Raw genomic sequence first — 12,964 nt, forward strand, 5'->3', positions numbered from 1 at the left:
ATGAACATAGAAAAAATTTTTGAGAAACCGCTAAAACGTAATATTAACGGCGTAGTTAAAGCCGAGCAGACCGACGACGAAAGCGCCTGGATAGAACTGGATGAGTACGTCATCACTCGGGAGCTCGATGGCCACCTGCGTCAGTTCTTTGAAGTCTATGCCCCAGCTACTGGACCCGGCAGATTACAGCTTGCCGATAAAATGGGCGTCTGGGTTTCAGGCTTCTTTGGGTCCGGTAAATCACACTTCATTAAGATCCTTTCCTATCTGCTGGCGAACCGCGAAGTTAGCCACAATGGCGTCACGCGTAATGCGCTCTCCTTCTTTGAAGAGAAAATTGATGATGCACTGCTGTTGGCCGATATTCGGAAATCGGTTCAGCATCCGACTGATGTCGTACTATTCAATATTGACTCACGCGCTAATGTCGAAGATGGCGTTGATGCCATTCTCAAAGTCTTTCTGAAAGTCTTTAACGAACTGGCTGGTTATTGTGGGGACTTCCCACATATTGCACACCTGGAACGTGAGCTCGATAAGCGTGGGCAGTTTGATACCTTTAAAGCCGCCTTTGCGGATATCACCGGCTCTCGTTGGGAAGATGAACGTGATGTTTATCTGATGATAAACGATCAGATGGCTAAGGCGCTGAGTGTTGCTACAGGCCAGAGTGAAGAGTCTTCTCGCCAGTGGATCGAGCAACTTGATAAGAACTTCCCTCTGGATATCAAAAATTTCTGTACGTGGGTTAAAGAGTGGCTGGATAGTCAAGGCAACCGCAACATTCTGTTTATGGTCGATGAAGTTGGGCAGTTCATTGGTAAAGATGCACAGATGATGCTGAAGCTGCAAACTATCACCGAAAACCTGGGCGTTATTTGCGGTGGACGCGCATGGGTGATTGTGACCTCCCAGGCCGACATTAATGCCGCCATTGGCGGTATGAGCAGTCGCGATGGTCAGGATTTCTCCAAGATTCAGGGGCGTTTCTCAACGCGCTTACAACTCTCCAGCTCGAATACCTCAGAAGTTATTCAGAAACGTTTGCTGGTGAAAACTGATGCGGCAATACCGGCGCTGGAAGCTATCTGGCAGGAAAAAGGCGATATTCTGCGTAACCAGTTGGCGTTTGACACGACAACGACAGCTACGCTGCGAGCCTATACAAACAGCCGCGAGTTCGTGGATAACTATCCGTTTGTACCGTGGCATTACCAGATCCTGCAAAAGGTCTTTGAATCAATCCGTACCAAAGGGGCCGCAGGTAAGCAGTTGGCAATGGGGGAACGCTCTTTGCTGGATGCCTTCCAGTCAGCTGCAGTCCAGATTTCTGCCGATGGTCTGGATAGTCTGGTCCCGTTCTGGCGCTTTTACTCAGCGATTGAAAGCTTCCTGGAACCTGCAGTTAGCCGCACTATTATTCAGGCCTGCCAGTCTCCGTCACTGACGGAGTTTGACGGCAAACTACTAAAGACGCTGTTCCTGATCCGCTACGTCGATGTGCTGAAAAGTACTCTCGACAATCTCGTCACGCTCTCTATTGAGCGTATTGATACTGATAAAGTGGAACTCCGTCGACAGATTGAAGCCAGTCTTAATCGTCTGCAGGCTGAGATGCTGATCTCGCGTATTGATGACAAATTTGTTTTTCTCACTAACGAAGAAAAAGAGATTGAAAACGAAATCCGCAATATTGACGTGGAATTCACCACCATCAATAAGCAACTCTCAACGATCATTTTCGAAGAGATCCTGAAAAACAAAAGATATCGCTATCCGGCCAATAAGCAGGATTTTGATATCAGTCGTTTTTGTAACGGACATCCGCTGGATGGTGCGAATCTTAACGATCTGGTGGTTAAGGTGCTCACGCCACTGGACTCGAACTACGAGAGCTATAAGGGTGCGCATTCTAATAGTCTGCTGATGACGGACAGTAAGGACTGCATCTTAATTTGTCTGCCTGATGAGGCTCGTACCTGGCAAGACCTGACCATGTACGCACAGACCAAAGCCTTCCTTAGCAAGCAAAGCGGACAGCGTCCGGAACAGGCAACGCTGTTGGCAGAAAAAGGCCGTGAAAATGGCATGCGCGAAAAAACGCTGAAGGCGCAGATTGAAGGCTTGCTGGCTCAAGCTGATGTCTGGGCGCTGGGCGAACGGCTGGATAAGAAATCCTCTTCGCCGTTAGCTATCGTGGATGCAGCCTGCGGTTACGTTATCGAGAACAGTTTCTCTAAACTAAAATTGCTGCGTCTTAGCACCGGAGACGTAAATCGTGAAACTCACGCGCTGTTGACAGTAGAAAATGATACCCAGCTCGACATCGGGGAAATGGAGGAATCCAATCCTGAGGCAATGCGTGAAGTGGATAACTGGATCAGTATGAGTATTGAGACTCATAAGCCAGTTTACCTGCGGGATATACTCACCACTTTTGGCCGTCGCCCATTTGGCTGGCCGGAAGATGAAGTCAAATTGCTGGTTGCTCGGTTGGCGCGTAGCGGAAAATACAGCTTCACTCTACAAGGCAGTGAAATCGCACTGAAGCAGGCGTGGGATGCGTTTAATAATTCACGTCGTTACAGCGATTTGCGTCTGCATAAAGTTCGTCGCCATGACGAAGCACAATTGACTAAAGCTGCGCAGCTGATGGCTGAGATTGCCGGAGAGCCGTTTAACGAGCGTGAAGAACAGTCGTTGGTATCTCATATTCGCGAACTCTTTGGCCGCTGGAAGAGCGAACTGACCGTTTTTAAAACTCGTGCAGAGAGTGGACAAAACCCTGGCCGTAAAGAGATAGAAGAAGGGCTGGTATTGCTGAACGGGATTCTCAACGAGAAAGAGGAATACGCGGTCATTGAAAAAATCACCGCAGCGGCTGACGATCTTAAAGATTTCTCGGAAGACTGGGACGATTTGGTCAGCTTCTACAAAAACCAATACGCCACATGGCAGCGCTTGAGTATGGCGTTGAATGGAAGTTTTAAAGCTAACCGTAACGCGCTGGATAAAGACGAAACGGCCCAAAAGGCTTTGCAGGAGTTGGAAGGTATCTACAGCAAGGCACGACCTTACGGAGAGCTACACCGGATTATTCCGCTGATTGAAACCGTTGAAACCATCAACCAGCGTCTGGTGGAAGAATACCGAAGCCATGCGCTGCAGCAGATAGATAACCATATCAATGAGCTGAAGCAAAGCATGCAGGAGATGCACGTCCCTGCTGACTTGCAGCACTCGCTTTTACACCCGATGCAGCAATCGCGTAAGAAAGTGGAGCAGAACGGCCTGATCCCACAGATTATGGAAGAACAGGCTGAGGTTCGAGCGCTACAATTCAAAGCAAACGAACGACTGAACGGCTGGGTTGAAGAACAGCGTAAGAAAGTGCCTGAACCAAAAACTGTCCCTCAGCCAGGGATTATCGATCCAGTAGCTAAGCCTGAACCCAAGCTGAAAAAGACCATCTACGTGAACACGCGTAAAACGATGGAACGAGCTGCGGGTGTGACAACGCTGGATAACGCCGAACAGGTAGACAAAGCGCTGGAACAACTCCGTAAAACGCTAATGGATGCTATTAACGCAGGCGAACGCGTTCAGCTTCAGTAATTTCCCCATTTTCAGGGCAGATGTTGTCTGCCCTTTTCAGGACTTCACATGAATACGTCAAATATCAAAAAATACGCCCCAGTGGCACGTAAACAGTTCCGCGATGCGGTCATGCAAAAACTGACCACGCTGGGTATTGAGGCCGATAAAAAGGGAAACCTGCAAATTGCGCAAGCAACCGATCTTGGCGACAGCGTGCGTTATGGTCAGTTCTCGTTGGATAAATCACTGGCTTCACGCCGTGAGCGTCTGGTCAAACGAGCAGAAAAGCAGGGCTACGACGTGCTGGTGGAACACATTGCTTACACCTGGTTTAACCGCTTCTGCGCTATTCGCTATATGGAGCTGCATGGCTATCTTGATCACGGTTTCCGTATGCTGTCTCACCCGACGCTGGAAGGGGGTTTTGAGGTTCTGGATCATGTGCCGGAAGTGGCTGACGCTCTAGGGCAGGACAAAGCGCGACTGGTGGAGATGAAGCTGGCAGGCGATCGCGATGAAGAGCTATATCGTGAACTGTTGCTTGCCCAGTGCCATGCGCTACACGGGGCAATGCCTTTCCTGTTCGAAGCAGTCAATGATGAAATTGAGCTAGTACTGCCGGATAACCTGACTCGCACCGACTCCATTCTGCGCGGGCTGGTGGACATTATTCCTGAAGAAGACTGGGAGCAGGTCGAAGTGATCGGCTGGCTGTATCAGTTCTACATCTCCGATAAGAAAGACGAAGTGATCGGCAAGGTGGTAAAGAGCGAAGATATTCCCGCCGCCACTCAGCTGTTTACCCCGAACTGGATTGTGCAGTACCTGGTACAGAACTCGGTGGGCCGCCAGTGGCTGCAAACCTACCCGGACTCGAGCCTGAAAGGCAAAATGCCGTACTACATTGAGCCAGCGGAGCAAACGCCGGAAGTGCGGGCACAGTTGGCAGCTATCACCCCATCCAGCATTGAGCCTGAAAGCATTAAAGTGCTGGATCCGGCCTGCGGCTCCGGGCATATCCTGACTGAAGCCTATAACGTACTGAAGGCCATTTACGAAGAGCGCGGCTATCGTACCCGTGATATTCCGCAGCTGATTCTGGAAAACAATATCTTCGGCCTCGATATCGACGACCGTGCCGCACAGCTGTCTGGTTTTGCAATGCTGATGCTGGCCCGCCAGGATGACCGTCGTATTCTGGGGCGTGGCGTTCGTCTAAATATTGTTTCCCTGCAGGAAAGTAAGCTGGACATCGCAGAACTGTGGACCAAGCTGAACTTCCACCAGCAGGTGCAGCGTGGCAGCATGGGAGATATGTTTGCAGAGGGGACGGCACTGACCAATACCGACAGCGCGGAATATAAGCTGCTGATGCGTACGTTGGCATTGTTCACCAGTGCGAAAACGCTGGGATCGCTGATTCAGGTTTCACATGAAGATGAAGCGGGGTTAAAGGCGTTTCTGGATAGGTTGTATCGTCTGACTATTGAGGGTGATATTCAGCAGAAAGAAGCGGCGACAGAGCTGATCCCGTATATCCAGCAGGCGTGGATACTGGCGCAGCGCTATGATGCTGTGGTGGCAAATCCGCCATATATGGGGGGGAAAGGAATGAACGGCGAGCTGAAAGAGTTTGCTAAAAAACTATTCCCGGACAGCAAGTCGGATCTGTTTGCGATATTCATGCAGCATGCGTTTTCTTTACTTAAAGAAAACGGCTTTAACGCGCAAGTGAATATGCAGTCGTGGATGTTCCTGTCGAGCTATGAAGCGCTACGTAACTGGTTGTTGGATAATAAAACATTTATAACCATGGCGCATTTAGGTGCGCGGGCATTTGGGCAAATCTCGGGAGAGGTAGTTCAGACTACTGCATGGGTGATTAGAAAACATCACGCGAAGTACTACCGACCTACGTTCTTTCGTTTAGTTGAGGGGAATGAAGAACAAAAACAACAATCATTATTTAAGAAAACTAACTATTTTGATAATGTTGTGGCTGATGATTTCAAAAAAATCCCTGGCTCCCCGATTATTTATGATATTGATAAATCTATTTATTCCTCATTTGAAAAATTACCTTCACTGATTGAGACGCATCATGCTTGTTCGGGATTGCAAACAGGAAATAATGATGTTCACCTGAAACAATGGCATGAGGTCAATTATCATGGGGTTTTTTCACAATATAGCGACATTAATAATAGAGGGAGTTTTAAATGGTTTTTCCATCGTAAAGGCGGTGAGTTTAGAAAGTGGTATGGGAATATTGACTACATTCTGAATTGGGAAAACGATGGGGAAGATATCCGGAATTCTAAATCTGCTCGCCCTCAAAACTTAGATAAGTGGTTTTTAAACGGTGCCACATGGTCACACACATCGTCAACCTCATTTAGTGCAAGATTATTACGAAATATAGACACAATAAACGTTGAAGGACCATCTGCGTTTGCAAAAGAACCTGAACAACTATTGGGATATTTGTCGTCAAAATTAGCATTTTATTTTATGAGTATTTTGAGTCCAACTCTACATTTCCTTGTTGGGACGGTATCTCAGTTACCTTATAAAAGTGGTGTTGGTGATGTTAACGTTATTCGTCGTTTGATCGAAATATCTAAAAGAGACTGGGATTCTTACGAGACATCATGGGATTTTTCATCTAACCCCTTAGTTCAGTTCGGATTTCAACAGACTGTGTTATCTCATTGCTACCATTCAATTAAACAAAATTGGCAAGATAGTATGTTTGAAATGCAACATTTAGAGGAAAAAAATAACAGAATTTTCATTGAAGCATATGGTTTAGAGGGAGTGCTAGCTCCCTACGTAAATTTAAACGAAGTAACTTTAAATAATAACCCGCACTTTCGATATGGTAGTAAAAACAACGAAGCTGAGCTCAAAATCATTCAACAAAGCGATACTATCGCAGAGCTTATTTCATATACTATCGGCTGTCAGATGGGTCGCTACTCCCTCGATCGAGAAGGTCTTGTCTATGCTCACGAAGGCAACAAAGGTTTCGCGGAGCTAGTCGCCGAAGGTGCCTATAAAACTTTCCCTGCCGATGAAGATGGCATTCTGCCATTAATGAATTCAGACTGGTTCGATGACGATGTTACAGCGCGCGTTAAAGAGTTTGTCTGCGTCGTGTGGGGTGCGGAACATCTGCAGGAAAACCTCGACTTTATCGCCGAAAGTCTCTGTTTGTACGCAGTCAAACCGAAAAAAGGTGAGTCTTCTCTGGAAACCGTTCGCCGCTATCTTTCCACTCAGTTCTGGAAAGATCATATGAAGATGTACAAAAAACGCCCGATTTACTGGCTGTTCAGCTCTGGTAAAGAGAAAGCATTTGAGTGCCTGGTGTATCTGCACCGTTATAATGAAGGCACATTGTCGCGTATGCGTACCGAATACGTAGTTCCGCTGCTGGCGCGCTATCAGGGCAATATCGACCTGGTAAACGATCAGCTTAAGAGTGCTGAATCGGGAGCTGCTACCACGCGTCTGAAAAAAGAACTGGATGGGCTGACCAAAAAATTCAACGAGCTGCGTAGCTTCGATGACCGCTTGCGTCACTATGCTGATAGACGCATCACTATTGATCTGGATGACGGCGTTAAGGTTAACTACGGCAAATTTGGTGATCTGCTGGCGGATGTAAAAGCCATTACCGGCAGTGCACCTGAAGAAATTTGAATTTAAATTATCAACAAGCCAGTTCTCCAATAGTTCTGGCTTTTAATAAATTTAAAATATGCCCGTTATTTGAACGCCAGCATGTTTATTGAATTTATTGGGATTGAATATGAATACGTCCAACATCAAAAAATATGCCCCGGTGGCACGTAAACAGTTCCGTGGTGCAGTCATGCAAAAACTGACCACTCTGGGTATTGAGGCCGATAAAAAAGGCAACCTGCAAATTGCGCAAGCAACCGATCTTGGCGACAGCGTGCGTTATGGTCAGTTCTCACTGGATAAATCACTGGCGTCACGCCGTGAGCGTCTGGTCAAGCGTGCCGAAAAGCGGGGTTACGAGGTGCTGGTGGAGCACATCGCTTACACCTGGTTTAACCGCTTCTGCGCTATTCGCTATATGGAGCTGCACGGCTATCTTGATCACGGTTTCCGTATGCTGTCTCACCCGACGCTGGAAGATGGTTTTGAGGTTCTGGATCATGTGCCGGAAGTGGCTGATGCTCTGGGGCTGGACAAAGCGCGCCTGGTGGAGATGAAGCTGGCGGGCGATCGTGACGAAGAGTTGTACCGTGAACTGCTACGGGCGCAGTGTCATGCGCTGCACGGCGCGATGCCTTTCCTGTTCGAAGCTGTCAATGATGATATCGAACTGGTACTGCCGGATAACCTGACTCGCACCGACTCCATTCTGCGCGGGCTGGTAGATATTATTCCTGAGGAGGACTGGGAGCAGGTCGAAGTGATCGGCTGGCTGTATCAGTTTTATATTTCCGAGAAAAAAGACGATGTGATCGGCAAGGTGGTGAAGAGCGAAGATATTCCCGCCGCCACTCAGCTGTTTACCCCGAACTGGATTGTGCAGTATCTGGTGCAGAACTCGGTGGGCCGCCAGTGGCTGCAAACCTACCCGGACTCGAGCCTGAAAGGTAAAATGCCGTACTACATTGAGCCAGCGGAGCAAACGCCGGAAGTGCGGGCACAGCTGGCAGCTATCACCCCATCAAGCATTGAGCCTGAAAGCATGAAGGTGCTGGATCCGGCCTGCGGCTCCGGGCATATCCTGACTGAAGCCTATAACGTGCTGAAGGCCATTTACGAAGAGCGCGGTTACCGTACCCGTGACATTCCGCAGCTGATTCTGGAAAACAATCTCTTCGGCCTAGACATCGACGACCGTGCGGCGCAGCTTTCCGGATTTGCAATGCTGATGCTGGCCCGCCAGGATGACCGTCGTATTCTGAGTCGCAGCGTGAGGCTGAATATTGTTTCCCTGCAGGAAAATAAGCTGGATATCGCTGAGCTGTGGACCAAGCTGAATTTTCACCAGCAAGTGCTGCGCGGCAGCATGGGAGATATGTTCAGCGAAGGGCCGGCACTGGCCAATACTGACAGTGCGGAGTATAAGCTGCTGATGCGCACACTGGCATTGTTCACCAGCGCGAAAACGCTGGGCTCATTGATTCACGTCTCTCATGAAGATGAAGTGGCGTTAAAAGCGTTTCTGGATGGGCTGTATCGTCTGGTTGTTGAGGGCGATATTCAGCAGAAGGAAGCAGCGACAGAGCTGATCCCGTATATCCAGCAGGCGTGGATCCTGGCGCAGCGTTATGATGCGGTGGTGGCGAATCCACCTTATATGGGTGGGAAAGGGATGAATGGCGAGCTGAAAGAGTTTGCTCAAAAGCAATTCCCGGACAGTAAATCGGATTTGTTTGCGATGTTTATGCAACATGCATTTTCTTTGCTCAAAGATAACGGCTTTAATGCGCAAGTGAATATGCAGTCATGGATGTTCCTGTCCAGCTATGAAGCGTTTCGTGGATGGTTGCTGGATAATAAAACCCTTATTACGATGGCACATTTAGGCGCTCGGGCGTTTGGGGAAATTTCTGGAGAGGTGGTTCAAGCGACAGCATGGGTGATTAATAATCACACTACTGAAAGTTACCAACCAGTATTTTTCCGCTTAATTGAAGGTAATGAAGAGCAAAAGAAAAATGCTTTGCTTGAGCAAAAAGAACGTTCCGATAAAACCACTCAGAATAATTTTAAAAAAATCCCTGGCTGTCCAATAGCATATTGGCTTCCTAAAGAAATAATTGATGTTTTTTCTACCTCAACTAGGGTAACTGAAGTAGCTAACTCTCGTGCGGGGATGACGAGTGGCAATAATGATTTATTTACCCGTCAATGGTTTGAAGTAGTTCATGATAAAATAAAATATGATGCTTCCGACTGGAACAATGCTGTTAATAGTGGTTGTCGCTGGTTTCCATATAACAAAGGAGGGGCTTACAGAAAATGGTTTGGTAATATTACACTGGTGATTCGCTACGATAATGACGCAAGAAGTGCCCTTAAAAATACAGGCAATAATTGTGCTTCAGAAGATTGCTATTTTAAAGAAGGTACAACCTGGACGGATTTGAGTTCAGGCCGATTAGGGGCCCGCTTTTTACAGAAAGGTGCAGTTTTTGATATCGCAGGGCATTGTGCATTTCCGGTAAAAAATGATGGGCATTACCTTGCATTAGCAATGCTAAATACAAATTTTGCTAATGATATATCTAAAGTTATAAATGCAACGATGCATTTTCAACCAGGAGATTTTCGTAAGCTGCCTTTTCCACATGGACTCCAAGAAGAATTGGTGATAAAATATACTCTCGAAAACATTAGAGTAACCAAAAAAGACTGGGATAAGAAAGAAACATCTTGGGATTTTAAATTGTCACCAGTAATTGCTACTAAACAAGCAACAATATCTCAGTCTTATAAAACAATGATAAGCAATAATAAAATGGATATCGCTCAAGTACAAAAGAATGAAGAGGCGATTAACAGTTTATTTCTAAAAGCCTATGGGGTTGATGATTTTTACGATAAAAGTATACCACTCAGTCAAATTACACTATCTGTAAACCCATATTATCAGTATTCCCTTAAGGATGAAAATGATAGTTTATTATTTGACCGATTGCAGTCTGATACCTTAGTTGAATTTATAAGCTTCATTATTGGCTGCCAAATGGGTCGATACTCTCTCGATCGTGAAGGTCTGGTTTACGCCCACGAAGCCAACAAAGGCTTTGCTGAATTAGTCGCTGAAGGTGCTTACACGATCTTCCCTGCCGATGAAGACGGTATCCTGCCATTAATGGATACCGACTGGTTCGACGACGATATTACAGCGCGTGTGAAAGAGTTTGTCCGCACCATTTGGGGTGCAGAACACCTACAGAAAAACCTCGATTTCATCGCCGAAAGTCTCTGCTTGTACGCAATCAAGCCGAAAAAAGGCGAATCTTCGCTGGATACCATCCGTCGCTATCTTTCCACTCAGTTCTGGAAAGATCATATGAAAATGTACAAAAAACGCCCGATTTACTGGCTGTTCAGCTCCGGTAAAGAGAAAGCTTTTGAGTGCCTGGTGTATCTGCACCGTTATAATGAAGGCACGCTGTCGCGTATACGTACCGAATACGCGGTTCCACTGCTGGCGCGTTATCAGGGCAATATCGATCTGGTTAGCGATCAGTTGAAGAATGCGGAATCTGGTGCTGCCACCACGCGTCTGAAAAAAGAGCTGGATGGGTTGACCAAAAAATTCAACGAGCTACGCAATTTTGACGATCGCTTGCGTCACTATGCTGATAGACGTATCACTATTGATCTGGATGACGGCGTTAAGGTTAACTACGGCAAATTTGGCGATCTGCTGGCGGATGTAAAAGCCATTACCGGTAGCGCACCTGAGGAGATTTGATGAAAATAGCGGCGATTTATACGCAGAGTGTTGGCCCATTACGCAATGCGGAAATTAGCTTTAAAAACGACTGGACGGGAGAAATAGAGGAAAACGTTCTCCTTACCGGCCCGAACGGCTGCGGTAAATCGACGCTGCTTCGTGGTATAGCTATGCTGTGGGATGCCTTGGGTTATTGGCTTGATCAGCGGGATTTCATGCCGCTCAGAATGGAACCCAAGAAATGGCTGCGCCGTTGGGATGGAGTAGCTATTGTTCTTGAGGATATGGAGTTTCTTGGGGATGAAAAAGTGGGCGTCTATTTCGGTAATAAGGAATGGGTCGAAGAATTAATCATTGAACATCCTGATATTTCCTGGGCTGGAGAAACCTTTGGCAGTCGCTCGACACGCATAAACTTAAGTAAAGGTGTCTGGAGCACTGGGACAGGTCATTCGTCACTTGCCCCTTATCTTGTTGATAAATGGTCTCAGATTAGACAACGTTTACTGATTACCAGTGAGTACGTTGATGCTCCAAATATTATCTATCTCGACGCAGATGAGCGACGCTGGGTGTCCCCGCAAAAAAATATATCGTCCTTATCTCAGGATGATTTAAGCCAACGCTGGCTGGCGACTTACTCTCCATCAACGGACTGGAAAGATCAGCTGGAAGCATCGCTGTTCAACATGAAAGCGACGCTCCCCGATCAGTATCCTGAGATGATGAGAACTCTGAATCAGTTTTTCTCAGGCAAAGTCATTGAAGAAGATATTCAGCCAGGGCAGCGTCAGCAGGTCAAACTTGCTAACGGTGAAACTCATACGTTGGATGAACTGAGTTCTGGTGAGCATCAGGTCTTGATCATGCTTTTTATGGTTCAACGCTGGCTTCAGCCGGGCGGGGTCGTTTTAATTGATGAACCGGACCTACATCTTCATCCTTCTCTGGTTCCACCTCTGCTTGCGACATTAGAAAACATTATCCAGAAAAAACGTGGCCAACTCATTTTGACTTCCCACGCCACTGATGTTTGGGAAAGGTACGAGAACCTAGGAATCAGGACAGATTTGAGTCGACTCAAGGAAGTACATCATGGCAAAGATTGATAAATTAATTCAAGATATCAAAGACCGTGATCTTGCTGCCTTTCCTGATAAACAAGTCCTCGTACTGGAAGGAGTGGATGACATAGCAGCATTTCGGCAACTGTTGACCAAACATAATCCTGGTTGGGAACAGCAATGGGTATTGGTTAAAGCTAACAAAAAACAGAATGTCCTGGATATTCTCGCATTAGAAAAGACCTGGTATGGCCTTATCGATCGCGATGAATGGTCTGAAGAAAAGATTATGCAGCTAGAGCAAGAACATCCTCGCCTTATGTTTCTACCCAGATTCTGTATTGAGAGCTATCTGGTCAATCCTTCTGAAATCTGGGAGGCGTTACAGCCAAAACATCAGGCACGTATTGAAGGTGGAGAGCCCGCTTTCACCAGCCTGTTTGTGCAGGAAGCGCAACGTTGGCTTAACCATTCCGCGATTTGGTATGTCGTTAATCCCCTTTGGGAACGCCTTCGTGCTGCTGGGTTTAACTCAGCACTGCTTGATGTTGATACCGTTCAGCAAGATGCAGAGGTTGAGCGAATTTTGCGCTCTTGGGGAGCTTTAATTAATCCAGAAAACCTTGCCCAAGAAATACAGCGGCGCAAGGCGCAGGTCGAGAGTCTTTCTCTATCTGAACAATTGTCCATCTGTATTCATGGCAAACTCTTCTTTGAAAAGTTTGTTGATCCACTTCTGACGAGTTTCTTGGGACAGCGTGGCAGGGAACAACGTCAAAAGGATCTATTTAGGACGCTTCCAGTTCCTAATGATTTATCCCCGATTTGGGTGAGAATGGGATTATAA

5 protein-coding genes are annotated in these 12,964 nt (G+C 46.9%); all 5 read left to right on the plus strand.

Features of this window, described 5'->3' with window-relative positions; genetic code table 11:
* The 5 genes from brxC to ACW9E7_RS01435 all read left to right on the plus strand — a co-directional run bounded on the left by brxC (position 1) and on the right by ACW9E7_RS01435 (position 12,964).
* Complete coding sequence (brxC, locus tag ACW9E7_RS01415) at positions 1–3,615, plus strand: BREX system P-loop protein BrxC (protein ID WP_458727126.1); 3,615 nt, start codon at positions 1–3, stop codon at positions 3,613–3,615.
* Between the two features lie 48 nt (positions 3,616–3,663).
* Positions 3,664–7,302 carry a BREX-1 system adenine-specific DNA-methyltransferase PglX gene (gene pglX, locus ACW9E7_RS01420; protein WP_458727127.1) on the plus strand — a complete coding sequence of 1,213 codons (3,639 nt, stop codon included), beginning with the start codon at positions 3,664–3,666 and terminating at the stop codon, positions 7,300–7,302.
* A 109-nt stretch (positions 7,303–7,411) separates the two neighbouring features.
* Complete coding sequence (pglX, locus tag ACW9E7_RS01425; protein WP_458727128.1) at positions 7,412–11,071, plus strand: BREX-1 system adenine-specific DNA-methyltransferase PglX; 3,660 nt, start codon at positions 7,412–7,414, stop codon at positions 11,069–11,071.
* Complete coding sequence (locus tag ACW9E7_RS01430; RefSeq protein WP_458727129.1) at positions 11,071–12,162, plus strand: AAA family ATPase; 1,092 nt, start codon at positions 11,071–11,073, stop codon at positions 12,160–12,162. Before pglX (ACW9E7_RS01425) ends, ACW9E7_RS01430 begins: the two co-directional genes overlap by 1 nt.
* Positions 12,149–12,964 (plus strand): hypothetical protein, encoded by an 816-nt coding sequence (locus ACW9E7_RS01435; RefSeq protein ID WP_458727130.1) that lies wholly within the window; start codon positions 12,149–12,151, stop codon positions 12,962–12,964. Before ACW9E7_RS01430 ends, ACW9E7_RS01435 begins: the two co-directional genes overlap by 14 nt.

This window comes from Enterobacter sp. H2G27, assembly GCF_054403075.1.

Coding starts and splice junctions, on each gene's coding strand:
- brxC (WP_458727126.1), top strand. CDS start 1: ATGAACATAGAAAAAATTTTTGAGAAACCGCTAAAACGTAATATTAAC.
- pglX (WP_458727127.1), top strand. CDS start 3,664: ATGAATACGTCAAATATCAAAAAATACGCCCCAGTGGCACGTAAACAG.
- pglX (WP_458727128.1), top strand. CDS start 7,412: ATGAATACGTCCAACATCAAAAAATATGCCCCGGTGGCACGTAAACAG.
- ACW9E7_RS01430 (WP_458727129.1), top strand. CDS start 11,071: ATGAAAATAGCGGCGATTTATACGCAGAGTGTTGGCCCATTACGCAAT.
- ACW9E7_RS01435 (WP_458727130.1), top strand. CDS start 12,149: ATGGCAAAGATTGATAAATTAATTCAAGATATCAAAGACCGTGATCTT.